General features: G+C 41.2%; 16 protein-coding genes. 6 read left to right on the plus strand and 10 right to left on the minus strand.

The window, feature by feature from the left end; all coding sequences use genetic code 11:
• Positions 1 to 186 precede the first annotated feature (186 nt).
• On the plus strand, positions 187 to 1233 hold the full coding sequence (gene cax / locus CSV68_RS15665; RefSeq protein ID WP_099662600.1) for a calcium/proton exchanger: 1047 nt from the start codon (positions 187 to 189) through the stop codon (positions 1231 to 1233).
• Between the two features lie 397 nt (positions 1234 to 1630).
• On the opposite strand, the gene nspC is transcribed toward cax, so the two are convergent.
• The 6 genes from nspC to speD are packed head-to-tail and all read right to left on the minus strand — an operon-like array spanning position 1631 to position 7984.
• Entirely contained in the window at positions 1631 to 2767 is a 1137-nt protein-coding gene (gene nspC / locus CSV68_RS15670) for a carboxynorspermidine decarboxylase (protein ID WP_099662601.1), read from the minus strand.
• Positions 2768 to 2777: 10 nt separating this feature from the next.
• Positions 2778 to 3977, minus strand: coding sequence for a saccharopine dehydrogenase family protein (locus CSV68_RS15675; RefSeq protein WP_099662602.1), 1200 nt, complete (start codon positions 3975 to 3977; stop codon positions 2778 to 2780).
• 16 nt (positions 3978 to 3993) lie between these two features.
• A complete protein-coding gene (speB, locus tag CSV68_RS15680; RefSeq protein ID WP_099662603.1) occupies positions 3994 to 4854 on the minus strand; it encodes an agmatinase in 861 nt (286 codons plus the stop codon).
• On the minus strand, positions 4844 to 5695 hold the full coding sequence (speE, locus tag CSV68_RS15685) for a polyamine aminopropyltransferase (RefSeq protein ID WP_099662604.1): 852 nt from the start codon (positions 5693 to 5695) through the stop codon (positions 4844 to 4846). The genes speB and speE overlap by 11 nt, the downstream gene beginning before the upstream one ends.
• Positions 5695 to 7167 (minus strand): aminotransferase class I/II-fold pyridoxal phosphate-dependent enzyme, encoded by a 1473-nt coding sequence (locus tag CSV68_RS15690; RefSeq protein WP_483315683.1) that lies wholly within the window; start codon positions 7165 to 7167, stop codon positions 5695 to 5697. The genes speE and CSV68_RS15690 overlap by 1 nt, the downstream gene beginning before the upstream one ends.
• On the minus strand, positions 7160 to 7984 hold the full coding sequence (gene speD, locus CSV68_RS15695; protein WP_099634745.1) for an adenosylmethionine decarboxylase: 825 nt from the start codon (positions 7982 to 7984) through the stop codon (positions 7160 to 7162). Before speD ends, CSV68_RS15690 begins: the two co-directional genes overlap by 8 nt.
• A 385-nt stretch (positions 7985 to 8369) precedes the next feature.
• Here speD and CSV68_RS15700 point away from each other — a divergent pair, with 385 nt between their 5' ends.
• Positions 8370 to 8777 carry a PaaI family thioesterase gene (locus CSV68_RS15700; RefSeq protein WP_099634744.1) on the plus strand — a complete coding sequence of 136 codons (408 nt, stop codon included), beginning with the start codon at positions 8370 to 8372 and terminating at the stop codon, positions 8775 to 8777.
• Positions 8778 to 8865: 88 nt separating this feature from the next.
• Here the strand turns inward: CSV68_RS15700 and CSV68_RS15705 are convergent, their stop codons facing one another.
• The gene (locus CSV68_RS15705; protein WP_099634743.1) at positions 8866 to 9021 is read right to left on the minus strand and encodes a DUF1540 domain-containing protein; all 156 of its coding nucleotides are present in this window, start codon (positions 9019 to 9021) and stop codon (positions 8866 to 8868) included.
• Positions 9022 to 9116: 95 nt separating this feature from the next.
• Here CSV68_RS15705 and CSV68_RS15710 point away from each other — a divergent pair, with 95 nt between their 5' ends.
• Positions 9117 to 10433: a cytochrome P450 gene (locus tag CSV68_RS15710; RefSeq protein WP_099634742.1), complete on the plus strand. Its 1317-nt coding sequence runs from the start codon at positions 9117 to 9119 to the stop codon at positions 10431 to 10433.
• 56 nt (positions 10434 to 10489) lie between these two features.
• On the opposite strand, the gene CSV68_RS15715 is transcribed toward CSV68_RS15710, so the two are convergent.
• From CSV68_RS15715 to CSV68_RS15725, 3 genes are all read right to left on the minus strand, one after another.
• Positions 10490 to 12223, minus strand: a complete 1734-nt coding sequence (locus tag CSV68_RS15715; protein ID WP_099662606.1) for an AAA family ATPase — start codon at positions 12221 to 12223, stop codon at positions 10490 to 10492.
• A 1036-nt stretch (positions 12224 to 13259) separates the two neighbouring features.
• On the minus strand, positions 13260 to 13799 hold the full coding sequence (locus CSV68_RS15720; RefSeq protein WP_099662607.1) for a GDYXXLXY domain-containing protein: 540 nt from the start codon (positions 13797 to 13799) through the stop codon (positions 13260 to 13262).
• On the minus strand, positions 13792 to 14871 hold the full coding sequence (locus tag CSV68_RS15725) for a DUF2157 domain-containing protein (protein ID WP_099662608.1): 1080 nt from the start codon (positions 14869 to 14871) through the stop codon (positions 13792 to 13794). The genes CSV68_RS15720 and CSV68_RS15725 overlap by 8 nt, the downstream gene beginning before the upstream one ends.
• 244 nt (positions 14872 to 15115) lie before the next feature.
• Between CSV68_RS15725 and efeO the strand changes: the two genes are divergently transcribed.
• From efeO to CSV68_RS15740, 3 genes are read left to right on the plus strand one after another with little or no spacing between them, the layout of a single operon-like run.
• The gene (gene efeO, locus CSV68_RS15730; protein WP_099634738.1) at positions 15116 to 15964 is read left to right on the plus strand and encodes an iron uptake system protein EfeO; all 849 of its coding nucleotides are present in this window, start codon (positions 15116 to 15118) and stop codon (positions 15962 to 15964) included.
• Between the two features lie 4 nt (positions 15965 to 15968).
• The gene (gene efeB, locus CSV68_RS15735; protein WP_099662609.1) at positions 15969 to 17246 is read left to right on the plus strand and encodes an iron uptake transporter deferrochelatase/peroxidase subunit; all 1278 of its coding nucleotides are present in this window, start codon (positions 15969 to 15971) and stop codon (positions 17244 to 17246) included.
• Positions 17221 to 18969: an FTR1 family iron permease gene (locus tag CSV68_RS15740; protein ID WP_233192946.1), complete on the plus strand. Its 1749-nt coding sequence runs from the start codon at positions 17221 to 17223 to the stop codon at positions 18967 to 18969. Before efeB ends, CSV68_RS15740 begins: the two co-directional genes overlap by 26 nt.
• Positions 18970 to 19237 lie beyond the last annotated feature (268 nt).

Here is a 19237-nt window from a genome sequence, read left to right on the forward strand (position 1 = left end):
TTTTTTTCATTTTATAGGGTTTTGTCCCAGCCTCTTCATCTTTTTTTTAATACTAATAAATGGTTATTTACATACGAGCTATTTGGTAGATATTCACTCTGATGATCAACCATTTTTTAACCAGTTTATTCACGCATGAATAAGGGAAAGACTATAACAAATTGCTTATGAAGTGAGGTGGAGACAATGAATAAAGTATTTACTGTTATGGCGTTCACAGGCGTACCTCTAGTATTTATAGCGTCCTTCTTAAATTGGTCAGATTTATGGATGTTTGCGCTATGTTGTTACAGTATTATTGCACTAGCCGGATTCATTGGAAGAGCAACAGAGAGTTTAGCCATTGTCAGTGGACCACGAATCGGTGGTTTATTAAATGCAACATTCGGGAATGCGGTAGAACTTATTATTTCCATATTTACGTTAAAAGCCGGATTGATTGCAATCGTACTGGCTTCGTTGACAGGTTCAGTCTTAGGGAACTTATTATTAGTTCTAGGGCTGTCATTTTTCGCAGGCGGTCTGAAGCATAAAAGACAGAACTTCAATATTTTTGATGCTCGATTTAATTCAGCATTATTGATATTTGCGATTGTCGTGGCATTTGTGATTCCGGAAGTCTTCTCGATGACGATGGATACTAGAACTGGACTGAATCTGAGTATTGGTATTTCGATTATACTCATACTGATTTACTTGGCAGGTCTGGTATTTAAGTTATTTACACACCGAGGTGTATTTGGTTCCGAAAATCATGAGACAGATGAAGTGCCAGAGTGGACAAAGAAGAAGTCCGTAGTGGTCCTATTAGTTGCAACAGTAGCAGTTGCATTTGTTTCTGAAAAGCTCGTGCATACATTTGGTACATTAGGTGAAAAATTTGGTTGGTCTGAGTTGTTTATCGGTGTCATCATCGTGGCAATCGTTGGAAACGCAGCAGAGCATTCTTCCGCCATTACATTGGCAATGAAAAATAAAATGGATGTATCGGTAGAGATTGCAATCGGTTCTACATTGCAGATTGCCATGTTTGTAACACCGGTGCTTGTACTGATTTCGTTAATGATGCCTACCGCAATGCCACTTGTATTCACTTGGCCAGAGTTAATTGCGATGATTACCGCCACATTACTAGTTGTAAATATATGTAATGATGGGGAGTCAAACTGGTTTGAAGGGATTGTGCTGTTCTCAGCCTATCTAATTATGGGTATTGGATTTTTCTTACTGTGAGTAGTAAGTATAATGTTTAAGAACGGAGTAGGGGGGAGCAACGTTGATTTGCGTTCCAGGTGAACGTTTTCCCGTGGGCTTTCGGTGAGCCAGCCAGGTCCCTACCTTGCACTCCAATCAACTGGTGTTACTTTCTGGAAATATGGAGTGAGGTTCAATATATTCACATAAGATGTTGAACTAAAGACATATAGACAGAAAAAACGATTCGCTTATAAATGCGAATCGTTTTTTCTTTATTAAAGCTATTATTCAAGATTAGCGTTTACATAAGGTTTTTGAAATCACACACTAAAATTAAAAATGCCGCTAGTTGATCGGAGTGGAAGGCGGGCCCTCCCGAACGCGTCCGACTGGAACGCAGATCAACGTGCCCTCACATTCCCACTCACATATCTTAAGACAACCGCTGCCTAAAATCCTCATAACCAAATTGTTTTACGACATTGATTTCATTATCCAGCGTATGAAGAACGATGGACGGAAGATTAACCCCGTTAAACGTATTGTTCTTCACCATGGAATAATGCGCCATATCACAAAATACAAGTCGGTCACCCGGCTTCAACGGCTGATTGAAAGAATAATCCCCAATTACATCACCAGCCAAACAAGTTGGGCCGCCTAACCGATAAGTATGGGCTTTTTCATTTGCCGCACCAGCATCGATAATTTCTGGTCGATAAGGCATCTCCAGAACGTCTGGCATATGGCAAGAAGCCGATGTATCGAGAATAGCAATGTCCATGCCATTATGCATCGTATCAAGTACTGTCGCCACGAGGAAACCTGTGTTGAGGGCGACAGCTTCACCTGGCTCTAGATAAACGTCGAGATTATATTTATCTTGCATGAAACGAATGCAACGAATCAATGTCTCGAGGTCGTAATCAGGACGAGTGATATGATGACCGCCACCGAAGTTGATCCATTTCATCTTCTGTAAATAATGACCGAACTCTTCATCTATGATTTGAATTGTCCGCCACAATGTATCGGAGTTTTGCTCGCACATCGTGTGGAAGTGCAGGCCGCTAATTCCATCAAGTTCATCGGGTTCAAAGTTTTCCAGCGTAACACCGAATCGTGAATAGGTGAAGCAAGGGTTGTACATGTCCACATCAATCTCCGAGTACTCAGGATTGATCCGGATTCCGCATTCAATGGGCTTCTCCTGCTTCTGAACTCGATCTTTGAATTGCTTCCACTGCGCAAATGAATTGAATACTAAGTGATCAGAGTAACGAAGGATTTCCTCAAACTCGTCTTCATGGAAAGCAGGGGCATACGTGTGTACTTCTTTCCCCATCTCTTCATTGCCAAGACGCGCTTCAAATAGACCACTTGAAGTAACGCCATGCAAATACTGTCCGATTAATGGATAGACTTCAAACATTGAAAACCCTTTTTGCGCAAGTAAGATCTTGCATCCTGTTTGATCGATAACGGATTTCATTTTTTCTAAGTTAGCAATCAGCAGTTTTTCATCCACGACATAACTAGGTGATGGGACTGCTTGTACATCGAAGTTCATACTATTCACCTCAGTCTATCAAAGTTGGATTAAAATCTTCGTGCCAAGGTAAACCATACTCATTCAACGCTTCCATGAATGGATCTGGATCGAATTCTTCAATATTGAAGACACCTTGCTTTTTCCACTTGCCTGTTAACATCATCATGGCACCGATCATAGCTGGTACTCCTGTTGTATAGGAAATAGCTTGTGATCCCACTTCACGATAGCATTCTTGGTGATCACAAATATTGTAAACATAATACGTTTTTGGTTCGCCGTTTTTCGTACCTTGATAGATACAACCGATATTCGTTTTTCCTTTCGTACGTGGTCCAAGAGAAGCAGGGTCAGGTAGTATAGCTTTCAAGAATTGTAGTGGTACAATTTGCTGACCTTCGTAATCGATTGGTTCAATAGACGTCATACCTACATTTTCAAGTACACGCAAATGCGTCAAATACTTTTCGGAGAACGTCATCCAGAAACGAATTTTATTTACACCGGTAATATTTTTCGCCAATGATTCAAGTTCCTCATGGTATAGCAAGTAGACATCTTTTGGTCCGATTTCAGGTAAATCATAGACGCGTTTTACTTCGAGAGGTTCTGTTTCAATGAATTCTCCGTTTTCATAATAGCGTCCATTTGCTGTGATTTCGCGGATGTTGATTTCTGGATTAAAGTTAGTTGCGAATGGATAGCCGTGATCACCTGCGTTAGCATCGACAATATCAATCGTATGGATTTCATCGAAGTAATGCTTCAATGCGTAGGCGGAGAACACACCGGTTACACCAGGATCGAAACCGCTCCCAAGCAATGCGGTAATACCTGCTTCCTCAAATTTTTCTTTATAAGCCCACTGCCATTTATATTCGAATTTCGCTGTATCAAGCGGCTCGTAGTTAGCGGTATCTAGATAATCCACTTTTGTTTCAAGGCAGGCATCCATAATCGTCAAATCCTGATAAGGCAATGCGACATTAATGACGATATCCGGTTTGAATTCATTGATTAACGCGACTAGCTCAGGCACGTTGTCTGCATCTACTTGTGCTGTTTGGATTTTCGTCTGTCCACCATCCAGCTTTTCTTTCAACGCATCACATTTTGATTTCGTACGACTTGCGATACAGATTTCTTCAAATACATCTGGTACCTCACAACACTTATGCACGACAACACTAGCTACACCGCCAGCTCCAATAATTAATGCTTTTCCCATTAAAGACACCACCAAATTAGTTATTTTTATTTATAGCAATCGTTAATTCACGTAACACTTTACAAGCCACGGCAGTTGATGCGCCGCTTTGGTCGTAGATAGGAGACAGCTCGTTAATATCACAGGCAACGATATTCAAACCACTGACTGTCAAAATCGCTTTTAGCAATTCAACAAAGCTCACGCCGCCCGCTTCCGGTGTACCGGTTCCAGGGAATACGGAAGGATCCAATACGTCCAGATCAATCGTCAAATAGACGGGTTTACCTTGTAGTTTTTCAACCGTATCTTCAAGACCATCAAAATTAAATTTATTCATATAGACATGCTGTTTTGCCGCCCATTCGAATTCTGGACGATCACCGGAACGAATGCCGTATTGGAATATTTTATTATCACCAAGCAAATCCCAGATTCTACGAATAACTGTAGCGTGAGATAGACGTTGATCTAAATACTCTTCGCGCAAGTCTGTATGTGCATCGAATTGGATGACATGTAAATCAGGGTGCATTTTCGCAACAGCGCGCACAGCGCCTAATGTCACTAAATGTTCGCCACCAATCATGCAAGGGATTTTTCCATCATTCAGAACAAGTGAAGTGAACTCTTCAATTTGCTCGAGAGCACGCTCTGTATTACCAAAACTTAATTCCAAATCACCGCCGTCGAATAATGAGTAATCCGTTAAATCAGCTTCCTGATAAGGACTGTATGTCTCGAGACCGAATGATTCGCTACGCATCACTTTACTGGCGAATCGCGTGCCAGGACGGAAAGATGTTGTGGAATCAAAGGGGGCACCGAAAATTACGAATGAGGAAGCCTCGTAATCTGCTTCGAAACCTAAAAATGTTTCTATATTTTTATTTAGCATGAATCAGTAACTCCTTAACATAATTTGGCAAGGCGAACGAGCCGACATGAAGTTTGGTATTGTAATATTTTGTTTGTAAACCAATTGCGTTCCATGCTTCAGCATCCAAATCTTCTATGGGGTCATATTCCTTGGAAGCAAATCCGAACAGCCAATGCCCTGAAGGATAGGTTGGAATATGCGCTTGATAGACTTTAGAAACGGGGAAGAACCCCATGATACTTTTATGTGCTCGCTGCATACCACGTGCGTCTTCAGCGTAGAAAGGACTTTCATGTTGATTCACAAGAATGCCTTGTTCATTCAACGCTTTATAGCAATTGCCATAAAACTCTTTCGTGAAGAGACCTTCACCCGGCCCGAATGGATCGGTGGAATCGACAATAATCAAGTCATAGGCGTTCTCTTGTTGACGGACGAATTTCAGGCCGTCCTCAAAATATAGCGTGACGCGCGGATCCGTTAGTTTTGCTGCCGTTTGCGGTAAAAACTTCTGGCATACATTCACAACCTCCTCATCAATTTCCACCATATCGATTTGTTTGATCGATGGATAACGCGTCAATTCGCGCACGGTGCCACCATCACCTGCACCAATAACTAACACTTTCTGTATGGACGGATTGGTAGCCATCGGCACGTGAACAATCATATCGTGATAAATGAATTCGTCCTTCTCCGTCACCATGACATATCCGTCTAGTGTCAAAATCTTACCGAACTCAGTCGTTTCGAAGACATCAATTTTCTGGAATTCACTTGTCGCGGTATATAAATGTTCTTCAACGCGAAAGGAAAAGCGGGTATGGGGTGAATGATCTTCGGTAAACCATAGATTCATTAGACGTCCTCCTTCACTACGTTAATATAATCAACATTTGAATCTTCGGTACCTGTCAGGAAACAACCTTTGTCCTTGCAGTAGTCGATATAGTCGATGATCTCATCGGTAATGCGTTCTCCTGGTGCCACAATCGGAATGCCTGGAGGATAGCACATGACAAATTCACTTGCTACGTGACCTGAAGATTCAGTCAACGGAAGTAATTCTTTCTCCGCATAAAAGGCTTGTTGAGGTGACTGGACAATTTCTGGATTGATATACTCATGGTCGAATAATGAACTAGGGTTTTTTTTATAACGCCTATTGATTTCTGCTAAAGCTGCTACCAAACGTTCCAGATCAAGTGCCCGGTCACCGACAGAAATATAAGCTAGGATATTTGCCACGTCCCCGAACTCGATTTGAATATCGTATTCGTCGCGCAAAATATCATAGACTTCAATGCCAGCTAGACCTATTTTTCGCGTGTGGATGGATAATTTAGATTCATCGAAATCGTAGATGGTATCTCCGTTGATCAACTCTTTAGAATAAGCATAGTAGCCGCCAATTTTATTGACTTCATCACGCGTATACTGTGCCATCCTGATCACTTTATCGAAGATTTCTTGACCATGTAGCGCAAGATTTTTACGTGAAATATCCAATGACGACATCAATAAATATGAACCACTCGTTGTCTGCGTGAGGTTAATAATCTGTCGCGTATAGCCTTCACTTACTTCATTATTGATCAATAAAAATGAACTTTGCGTTAAAGACCCACCTGATTTATGCATACTGATAGAAGCCATATCCGCGCCGACGGACATAGCGGAAGCAGGCAATTTATCGTTGAAATAAAAATGTGTGCCATGTGCTTCATCCACTAATACGAGCATCCCGTGTGCGTGTGCTAAATCCGTAATGGCTTGCATATTGGAGCAGATACCATAATAAGTTGGATTATTGATAAGAATCGCTTTGGCATCAGGGTGTTCCACGATTGCCTTCTTTACTTCATCCACAGCCATACCAAGGGGAATGCCAAGCTCTTCTTGAACTCCAGGATTCACATAGATAGGAATAGCGCCGCTCAAGATCAAGGCATTAATTGCGCTACGATGAACATTTCGCGGCATGATGATTTTCTCACCTACTTTACAAGCGGTCATGACCATAGCTTGTACAGCAGAAGTTGTCCCATTTACAAGTAAGAAGGCGTGCTTCGCGCCAAAAGCGTCTGCCGCCAACTCTTCAGCCTCACGAATAACGGAAACGGGGTGACATAAATTATCAAGAGGTTTCATGGAATTCACGTCATGATGCAAGCAAGTTTCCCCAAGGAAATCTGCAAGTTCCTTATTGCCTCGACCGTGTTTATGTCCGGGAACATCAAAAGGAACGACACGTGCTTCTTGATATTGTTGCAATGCATCCATAATTGGAACGCGATGTTGTGATAATTTCAATGGTCTCTCCTCACTCATTTTCATAAACGTTAGAACCGCTGTAGATTTCAATCATCTCTTTGCGAAGATTATGAGAGATTTGAAGGCGTTCTTTTGGTGGTAATTCTGAAACGTCTTTGTTAAATAGGTAATCCTGTAAATCGATCTCTTTAATGAGTAATTTTGTATGGAAGATATTCGCCTGGTAAACATTCACATCGATTGCATCATACTTCTGTAATGTTTTCTCATCAATGAAGTCTTGGATGGATGTGATTGCATGATCCATAAATAGTTTTTTGCCGTCTACTGAACGTGTAAATCCTCGCACGCGATAATCGGCAGTAATGATGTCCGAGTCAAAGCTTCCAATTAGGTAGTCAAGCGCGTTCAAAGGAGAAATCTCTCCACACGTTGACACATCTATATCTACACGAAACGTCGCAATAGAGTTATCCGGATGATACTCGGGATACGTATGAACCGTTACGTGACTTTTATCTAAATGACTGACGACGGAATCCTTATCTGGCAAGATGGGGATCGCACCTTGATTACAAGAAGGATCAATTTGTGATGCAGGGAATTTTTCCTCTGAAATCATTAACGTTACACTAGCACCTTGAGGGTCGTAATCTTGTTTACTGACATTCAAAACATGTGCACCAATCATTTCGGTGACATCGTAGAGAATTTTCGTTAAACGTTCTGAATTGTATTGCTCATCTATATAGGCGATATACTCACTCTGCTCTCTTCTACTTTTTGCATAGCTTACATCGTAAATGTTGAAGCTAAGAGTTTTGGTGAGGTTGTTAAAGCCGTAGAGCTTCAGCTTATTTTCCAACCGAAACATCCGTCCTTTCTATATAAAGTGTTTATAAATTAAGTTCACATAAAAAAGTCCCTCTCCAATCCACATGAAATAATACAAACATGACAGATTGGAGAGGGACCTTTACTCTGTTTCGCTTGTTGATATAACAATAGAGAGGATCTCTATTCCATTACATAACAGGTGATTGGATTGGCATAATGCTCGCAGGTACTCTTCCTAAATTAAAAAACTTATGAAATTAATCTCATTATAAAGGAAAGTGAATTAAAAATATATACTTTTTATTGAAAAGAATTAGAAAACATATATTTTAAAGTGTAAGGTAAAATGATTTGAATTGTCGTCAGTGCGTCTTTACGATATGGTATATAGAACAATTACTACATTTTCTGGAGGTAATGATATGAACGATACGACAGTGGAATACTTGGAACAAGTTCGACAAGATTTCGAGACAAGTCCTTTCTGGAAGTTTGCAGGTCTGCAAACCCAAAGATTAGAAGCTGGTCATGTGGAATTATATTTACCTTATCGTCAACACTATGATAATGTACGCGGAACTATTCACGGCGGTATGTATATGTCCGTTCTCGATACGACGATGGGAATGCTTTGTCGTTCGATGGGTGCAAATGATGTCATGACGATACAAATGACAACACAATTTCTGAAGCCGGTCGTTCAGGAAGCTGTTTATTCAAAAGCTGCCGTTATTAATAGAACACGTTCTACGGCTTTGGTTGAAGGAACACTCTTCAACGAGAAAGATGAATTAGTTGCCCATTGTACTGCTACATTCAAGTTGAAATGATAACCATGAACCGAGAAGCGTTACATAGGCGTCTAGCTTTACAATTAAAAAGCAGCCAAGCATAAAAGCTTGGCTGCTGCTCGGTGGATCATCCTTTTGGAATGAACGTACCACAATCTGTTTCGGCTGAGTCTTTTGCTTTTCTTCCTTTTCGTGAAATCACTTTGATTTCATCTGCTCCACACTGATTACCTGATTCCCAAAAATGACAGTTCGTTACTTCACATAATACGTCTTTTGCCAATTGACCCACCTCCTTTTTACTAGCATATCCAGAATCAATTCATACATACAGGAGATAGGGAAGTAATACATTATGATCACTTTGGAGGAGAATTCATGGTTATTGTACAAGATATTGCGACTCCACGTTTACAGAACTATTTGGAATTCGTGCGTGACCCGATTGCTTTTTTTACGCGAGTACAGCCGCTTGGTGATGTGATTTCATTGAAGACGGGTATTTCTCCGACGTTTGTTGTCAACAGTCCCGATGCTATTCGTGAAATCTTAATTCGTCAAGACCAATCATTTATTAAAGGACGGACAACGACTGTGTTGCGAAGAACAGTGGGGGAAGGTTTGCTGACGACAGAAGGAGAGCGACATGCGACGCAGAAGAAATATATTCAGCCGGCGTTTTATAAAGATGTACTGGAGCGCTATGCCTATGCCATCGTAGATGAAACCGAGAAGCTAGTCGGACGTCTTGAGCATGAAGAGGAACTAGATATACATACTGTTATGATGCGATTGACATTGTCGATCATTACACGAACGATGTTTTCGACAGATGTCTCGTCAGAAGAGAAAGAGCTAGCGGATGCTGTCACGACAACGATTGAGCAAAGTGTCAAAATTTTATTCAGTCCTGTAATGATACCGGCTTCTGTTCCAACTAAAGCCAACTTAAAACATAAAGAAGCAATACAGACATTAGAAGCCATGATTGACGAAGTGTTAGTGGCAGCGAAAGAGCATCCTGAATGGTTCGAAGATTCGTTGCTTGGCATGATGATGGCGGTGACAGATGAGGCGGGAAACGGATTGCCCGACAAAGAAGTACGCGATCAGATGATGACGATGTTGTTAGCCGGGCATGAAACAACAGCAAACTTATTAGGTTGGTTATTTGCTGAAATTGCAGGGCATCCTAAAGTGGAGAAGCGTCTGTTAGAAGAACTAAATACAGCCGACTTGGTAGGTAACCCATTTAATTGGATGCGAGAATTACCGTACACACAGCAAATTATTGAGGAAGGCTTGCGTCTTTATCCTCCTGCCTGGCTAATCTATCGTGAACTTGACGAAGCTGTTGAGATGTTCGGAAGATCTTTCAAAAAGGGAAGTACGTTTATGATTTGTCCGTATGCGGTTCACCGAAATGAAAAAGTGTTTCCCGATCCGAGTGCATTTGACCCAGATCGGTTTGCGGTAGGTAATAAGTATGCGCCATTTAGTTATTTTCCATTCGGTGGCGGCTCACGCAGTTGCATCGGTTCGCGATTTGCGCTGCTCGAAGCGACACTCATCCTGTCAGTGCTGTATAAGAAGTTTTTATTCCATAATGTTCGATCCAATCCGCCCGTTCCGGAACCGTTAATTTCATTGCGGATCAAAGATGGCTGGCCGATGAAGGTAGAGAAGCGCATATAACCGACGCAAAACAAAAAGAAACAGCGATCATCCTATTGATGATCGCTGTTTTGTTATCAGATAAACACTACCGCATCTTTAGGAGTCGGTAACTCGACGATGCGTTGTACTTCGTCACCTTCAAGCGTTTCTTCTTTATATAGTGCATTGACCAACTCTTCAAATTGATACGCATGTTCTTTAATGAGTGTTTCCGTCTTTTTTGCGGCTTGATTAAATAGCATTTGCATTTTTTCTTCTCTCTCAGCTTTATTGAAAATCAAAGAAAATCCTTCCTGGAACAATCCAGTGTTCACCATACGCTCAAGAATATCTTTGGCCTGTTCCACGTCGCCTCCAACCCCAATACTGTGCTCACCCAAATAAAGACGCTCTGCAATACCACCCGCTAGGATCATACTGACTTGATCAAGCAATTCGCTAGCTGTAGATAAATGTAATTCTTTTTGAATAGGGGCTACATAACCAAGTGCTTGACCCCGTGGAATGATCGTTGCTTTTCTCACAGAACCTGGCTTTGTAAGAGCGGCGATGATGGCGTGACCGGATTCGTGAATGGCTACACGGCGCTTCGTTTCTTGGTCGCTTAACGTGCGCGCTGTATTTCCGAGGATTGTACGGTCAATTGCAAAATCCAAATCGTGTTTCTCAATTAGTTTCCGACCTTCGCGCATAGCGCGGCGGCTAGCTGTTTCGAACAAACTGCTAATTTCTGCACCAGAAAATCCGGTAGTACTGTCTGCAAGTGTATCAAGAGATGCTGCTACATTAGATGCCAATGTTTTGCCGTTGGTATGGATATCAATAATTTCGCGACGACCTTTTGTATCTGGCAATTGAACGTTAAAAGTAAAGTCGATACGTCCAGGACGCAAGAATGCATCATCCAGCATATCTTTTCGATTTGTTGCCGCGATGAATAAAACACCATCATTATCATTTCCACCATCAAGTTGAACTAGCAATTCGGTTAACGTCTTTTCAGATTCTTCTCCACCATGTTCTTTTCTTTTTCCGGCCAATGCGTCTACTTCATCTATAAAGATAACTGCAGGGCGTTGCTTGCGAGCGTTTTCAAAAAGTGTACGAATGCGTGAGGCACCAACGCCTACAAATAACTCTGTAAAAGCTGCACCGCTAGAAGAATAAAAAGTAGCCCCTATTTCTTTTGCGATAGCCTGGGCTAGTAATGTTTTACCAGTTCCCGGAGGTCCATACAGTAAAATACCTTGAGGCAATGCAATGCCCATTTCTTTCGCAGCTTCAGGATTTTTGAATACTTCCAATGTCTGGAGAATTTCATCTTTCATTTCTTCGGGGATTCCGCCGATGTCATCCATTGTAATATCTGGAAGCGGAGTCGCTTTTGATGCCTGATGTTTCATAGCTGACGGGCCAATATTGAGTTTGCCTTTTTTGTGAAGAATGAAAAGCGTCAATAGAGCTACCAATACAAGCCCACCAAAAATCCAACCACCCGCAGAACTTGCTGCTTTATATTGATAAGACACATTATATTTCTGTACCAAGTCATCCACTAACGTACTTTGTGGACGCACCATCGTGCTGTATGTTGTGTGATCTATAGTGATCGATAACTTACCTTTGGCCGTTTCGTTTAATAAGACACTAGCACCTGATTGGTCAGCAATCAGTTTTTCCATCTGGGCAAAGGAAACTTCTTTTCCTCCAGTGGATTGTAAATAGTTCCAAGTGACACCTGCAGCGATTGCCGTGACAAAGAGGGCTACGACTAAAATCTTTGATGCTAATTTCGAAATAGGCTTCAAGGTCAGCTCCAGCTCCTTTAGTTGATTACCTAAATTATACGTAGTAATAGTAGTTTTGAACAGTGTATAAACTGAATAAATAGTTACAAATTCAAGGCGTTGTGAGGAAATACCTAAACAGGAGGTGGTGGGCGTTGCACTTTTGGTTGTGGTCGTTGCTTACTGAAGTTGGTGAGTGTCTGCTTTCTGGACTCGCGCAGGCACGTGGGGGATTGCCTCCAGCCAGGAGCCAGCTGGCAAAGTGACGCCAGTTGTCTCCTGGCCACGGCCTACCCCGCAGTTGTGCCTGCGCTACTGAGTGGTATTTACTTTGGTTGTGGTTCTTATAGGAAAAAGATTAGTGACATTGTGATAGCTAGTAATATTTCTAGAAAAAGAAGTGTAGGAACTGCCATTCACACTATCCAACGAAGGCGACTGCTGTGGTAGGCGTAGCGATGAGACAAAGACAGGTGCACTTCCTGTCTCTGGCTCCTCGCGAAAGCCATCCACCAGCGCCGAAGTGGGGGCAATGAACACGCCACTTACACTACCAGCTAAACCACAACCTATTGATTAAACAGGAAAAGAAAACGCACGTGCTAGAACCACAACCCAACGCCGCTTATTACGCACCCTTTACAGAAACGTAATCCGATAGCACTTTCACGACTAAAAACACCTACCTGAACTGCCCTAACCGCATTCCAACGAAGGCGACTGCTGGGTAGGCGCAGCGATGAGACAAAGACAGGCGAACTTCCTGTCTCTGGCTCCTCGCGAAAGCCATCCACCAGCGCCGAAGTGAGGACAATGGACTTGCCACTTACATAGACAGCTAAACCACAACCTCCTGATTAACCAGGAAAAGAAAATGAACGTGCAAGAACCATAGCCCAACGCCGCTTATTACGCACAATTAACAGAAACGTAATCCGACAGGACTTCAACGAGTAGTCCTGTACAATACAATACAAACCCAAAAAAAGAAACCATTACTAGAAATCGTGTATCCCACGACTCCCAGCAACGGCTTCCACTATTCCAAGAAAGTGACTTATTTAGGTCTTACATCTTCTAACACAGCAAAACCATCACGAATTTTTATATCTGCAAGCAATTGACCTTTGCGTGATAAATCTTCCAACTGCATGCCGGTATTTTCAGCTACATAGAAACGATCAGGAAGGAAATTTGCGAAATACATTTGAGTTTCATCGCTAGCATGTTCACCGTAGTAGTACATATCTCCTTTTAAAAACAACCCATCGCTTGGTTTCTTATGTGTAACTGCCTTCAACCCGTATAAATCTCCTTTTTCTTGTTCTAACACCGCATACACTGTCAGCTTTCCAGTATCATGTTTGGAGAATTCTTTAATAAGCGCTGGGTCAAGATCTTCTTTCGAGAATTCTTCAATAGCGAACTGAAGACTGACATAATCACCATAAAGAATATCACGTGGATCAACAGGTACTGTTTCTAGTGTGATAGTTTTACCTGTATTCACTGTGTATAAAGGCTTCCAAGTCATGGCTAATAAAAGAATGATTGGGACGATTAAGGCTACAAGAAATAGATTCCGTTTATTATTCATGACGTTTCACCGTCTCTCGTCGTGATTTTTCAAACCAGAATCCAAAACCAATCAACAGCAAACCGCCTACGATGAAAAATAATGATTTTGGCATGAAATCATATGAGATATCCGTGTAATAGCGGTAGATTAACGCACATGTGATCAAAATAGCTGGTAAACTGTCTTTCTTTAGAAGATAAATCAATAAGATAACGAATATTACAGTGAAGATGTAAGGTGCAGAATCGCCAAATCGTAAATTATCCCATATGAATGGGAAAGTCAGCATAATACCCGTGATGCCAAATAATATGGAACCCGTCCAAGAAGATTCTGTACGATAATGTTTGAAAGGTGCGAGTGCAAGAAGAACACCTAATACAAAGACAATCAATACAGAAATCCATTCATCCACATGGAAGAACTCTAGCATATTGACGATAAAAGCCGCACTAAGCAAAACATTCATGACGAACAATGAACTCTTTCTTCCAAATCGCTTTTCATTCATCCAAAATAGTAAAGGAATTAATAGAAGTAACCAAAAAGGACCGAAACTTCCAATTTCATAAGCTGAGAAAGCACTGAAGCTATAGATAATAAAAAATACACTAGCGAATACTGCGAGCAATTGGTCTTTTAGATAGTAGGCTAGTGGCAGGATCCCGATACCCCATAATAGAAAATCAGTATACACTGCATGTTGTAAATGAAAGCTTTGACCAATTAAGAATATCCCTGCTCCAAAAATAGCAGCCCCAATATAATACATACTGCGAGATGTTCGTTCATAATTTCCTTCAAGCTTATATCCTGCAAAGTACGCTAAGATCATGCCGACAATAATTAATCCAAACTTAAAGAATGGCGTTAATCCAGCCCAGTTACCTGCGATAAAACTCAGTATTCCGATCCCCACTAATATAGCTCCGAAAGCTAGCAAGATTCTCACGAAATTAGTTCCGCCTTTAGATTCATATAGCGAGAGCATTTCGTTGGCATCTGCTTCTTTCATTTTGCCTTGCTGTTGTAGAAAAGAAAACTCTTGTTGCAAGAAATTGAATTGTTGCTTACTGACTTTTCTTTTCACACTGATTCCCTCCCTTCATACTAATTACTAAGTAGACGAATCAACCTATTATATGTTACGAAATATTAGGAATGAAAAGAACTTTACAGAAAGTATCTAGTTAAATATAGTATCTCGTATATTTTCTAAAAACACAATAAATACTAGGAAAATACATATATATCCTTTAATTCCCTATTGACATAGTTTTGAGAACGATTATCATTGATAATATAAAACTAAACAATGGGAAGTAGGAAAAAATATGAACAAAACACTCGTAACAGCCTTTGCTTTAACAACAGGAATTTTACTATCAGGTTGTGGAACAGCTGAAGAGACTACTGAAAAGGCACCGGCAGCGACTGAAGAAGTAGACCTAACTACTGAAACAGAAGCATATAAAGAGTTTGCGCTTGAACAAATGGATGAATTCGTGATGGACACTGAAAAATTCGTGACCGCTGTTAAAGCGGGAGATATAGAAGGAGCAAAGGAAATCTATCCTATCGCTAGAATGTATTTTGAACGCTCTGAACCGATTGCAGAAAGCTTTGGAGATTTAGATCCACGCATCGATGCACGACTTGCAGATGTTCAAGAAGAGGGAGAAGGAGAAGAAGACTGGTCTGGTTATCATAAGATTGAATACGGCCTGTGGGTGGAAAATACAACTGATGGATACGCGGAGATTGCGGATCAATTGCTTAAAGATGCAAAAGAACTGCGGGCACGTGTAGAAACTGTTGAAGTATCACCCGATTTGATGATCACAGGGGCAGTTGATTTATTGAATGAAGTCTCTACTTCTAAAATCACTGGTGAAGAAGAAATTTATTCTCACACTGATCTATATGACTTCAAGGCAAATATTGAAGGTGCGGAAAAAATATTTGAAATCTTAAAAGATAAGATGGCAGCAAAAGATCAACAATTAGTCGAAGAACTCGAAACTAAATTCCAAACGATTAATAGTCTGCTTGCCGAATATGAAGATGGCAATGGCGGCTATATATCCTATGAAGAATTAACGAAAGAAGATACAAAATCGCTATCAGAAGCAGTAAATCAACTAGGTGAACCATTAAGTATGATGGGCATCGTAACGGAGTGATACTATGACGGACCAAACTGAAGAAAAATTCTATGATAAGAAAATTTCGCGTCGTCAAATGCTGAAGTACACAGGAGCAGGTGCAGCTGGTGTAGCAATCGGTGCGTCCGGCCTTGGCAGTGTTCTTAAAGTATTCGGAATGGTAGAGGAGGAAGATAATCCCCGCTCAAAAAATAAGATCAATTTCTATGGAAAGCACCAATCTGGAATCGCGACTGAATGTCAAAGTTACGTATATTTTGCTTCGTTGAATGTCTTGGTGAATTCACATCAAGAATTGATGGATCTATTTCAAATGTGGACTCCCATTTCTGTACGCATGATGAATGGCGAACAGATTGATGGTCAGACTTCCAATATGCTCATTCCAGCAAAAGACACAGGAGAAGCGGTCGGGTTGGATGCTTCGAATTTAACGCTGACGTTTGGTGTCGGGCCGTCATTATTTGAAAAAGAGTCTTTAGGTTTAGCATCAAAAAAGCCTGCCGAACTGAAAGATTTGCCACACTTCCCGAAAGATCAGCTAGATCCGGCTTATACAGGTGGAGATATTTGTATTCAAGCATGTGCAGATGATCCACAAGTTGCGTTTCACGCGGTTCGAAACTTAGTGCGCGCAGCATCAGGAAAAGTATCATTAAAATGGACACAGGCAGGATTTAATTCCTATCCAATGAAGGGTAAGAAAAAAGAGACTCCAAGAAATTTATTTGCGTTTAAAGATGGTTCAGTCAATCCTAATGGATCAAAAGAAGCCGAGATGAATGAAGTTGCTTGGATCGATGCGGGTCGATCAAAAGGTTGGATGACCAATGGTACGTATATGGCTGTCCGTCGAGTTCAAATGCATTTGGAAACATGGGATAGAACAGCACTGCAGGAACAAGAAGCTACATTTGGCCGCCATCGTGATACGGGAGCGCCGATAGGTAAGGAAAAAGAGATGGACGAAGTAGATTTAGATGAAAAAGATGCAAACGGTGAGTATGTGATCTCGGAAGCTTCCCATGTGCGTTTGGCTAAGAAATCCAAACAGAAGATTTACCGTCGTTCATTCTCCTATAGTTCGGGCGTTATGGATTCGACAGGTACATTTGATGCAGGGTTATTGTTCATCTCATTCCAAAAAGATCCCAAACAATTTATTGCAATCCAAAACAGTTTTGGTCGTGAAGATAAATTAAATGAATATATTACTCATCGCGGCAGCGCGTTATTCGCTTGCTTCCCTGGAGTTCAAAAGGGAGGCTTTATCGGTGACACACTCTTCTCGATTATATAAATGGATTGCGGTTTTGTTAATCGTTATATTACTGCCAATCCGTCCAGCATTTGCTGACACAAAAACTAATTATAGTGAACTCTATATTTCCATCAGCGATTCGATTATGCAAACAAAAAAAGCGAATGATGTAGAAGCACTAGCATCCTTACAAGAATTCGAAACGATTTGGCAACAACAGAATCTAGAGAGTTCGAATTTCACAAAAGACATCGATCAAACATTAAAACAAGCATTGCAGGCAGACTCGCAAACACGCGGTGAGCTATTAAGTTCATTATCTAAAGCCTTACATGAATTAGAAAAGTCGGAAAATCCAGTGGACGAACTAGCAGAACGCGAGAAATTCGGTCAATTGATGGAACCGGTTCTGACGGAATTAGACGAAGCTATCGAGTTGGGTTCGTTAGAAGAAATTGAACAAGCAAATCAGCAATTTATTTCTACCTGGACACGTAATGAACGTCCGGTGCGTGAGCAAAGTATTTCAGCGTATGGTGCAATTGAAACGAGTATGGCATTCATGCGAATCACATTGGCGGAAGAAGAACCTGATCTTGAAATATTGAAGACACAGTTTGATGATTTAACTGTCAAGGTAGACCAGTTCGTCAGTGGTACGTTGAAAGAGACAGCAAATGAAGACTATTCTTTGACAACCTTGACGGCATTGTTAGATGAAAGCTCAGATTCCCTACAAAGTGGAAAGCTTAATGACACAAAGAAGTCATTGCGCGAGTTCATTCAGATTTGGCCAAATGTGGAAGGGGAAGTGCGTACGAAAAACGCCTCTCTTTATACGGAGCTAGAAAATGAATTGCCATTGATGATTGGTCAGTTGTCCAATAGCGGCTATGATCTTGAAAAGGCCGAACGTCAGCTACAAAACTTCAAACAGCAAATTGCCTTACTACAAACAAATGACAGCTTCAGCTTTTGGGATTCTGCGCTGATCCTATTGCGTGAAGGTCTTGAAGCTTTGTTGATCATTATGGCATTATTAACTTTCTTAACTAATGCTAATCAACAAGCTATGCGTAAATGGGTCTATATTGGAGCGGGGGCTGGCATGGCACTTAGTATCGTGGTTGCGATTATGATGTCCACAGTATTACAATCTGTCACGATAGGCAATGATCGTGAAATGATGGAAGGTTATGTGGGACTCGTGGCTGCTGCATTGATGATAGGTGTTGGTATTTGGATGCACCAAAAATCCAACGTCGCCTCGTGGAATCGTTATATATCTAAGCAAATGGGTCAAGCAATCTCAAAAGGAAGTGTACTCGCCATGGCATCGGTCAGCTTCCTTTCTGTATTTAGAGAAGGTGCGGAAACGATTGTCTTCTATGCAGGGATTGCTCCGAAGATGTCCACGGTGGAATTTGTGATAGGTATATTGCTAGCAGTTGTCATATTGGCGATCGTGGCGGCCATCTTTATGAAACTCAGTCATCGTGTTCCGATTCACCGCTTCTTTGCAGTGGCAACGATATTGATTTATGTGCTAGCTTTCAAGATTATTGGCGTCAGTCTTCATACATTGCAGTTGACGAACGTGATCAACACAACGGTACAACCTCGCTTGCCGATTATTGACTTCATTGGTTTTTATCCGACTAATGAAACGATCATGGCGCAACTTGGTTTACTAATCATTATTCTAGTAACTGTCTGGATTCGAAAAGCAGGCAACCGTTCCAAAACACAACTTTCGAATTAACTACACAAGGATGTCCCAGAAACTCGGGGCATCTTTTTTTGCATTATTAAGTTTAAAGCCGATTACAAACTTGGCTTCAATTCAAAATACAGAGTGACATCTACTTGCTATATAACGGATTGATGCGTAGGCGGGCGACTCCCTCTTGAAAAGGTGATGATGACAAGGCTTGTCGCATTATTCTATTGACCCAAAAAGAATTTATATGACTAGTAAAGAGAATCGTCTACCTGAAAGTACATACTTTTGTAGATACTGTAAGTAAAGG

The sequence above is a fragment of the Sporosarcina sp. P29 genome (assembly GCF_002743265.1).
Lineage (GTDB): Bacteria > Bacillota > Bacilli > Bacillales_A > Planococcaceae > Sporosarcina.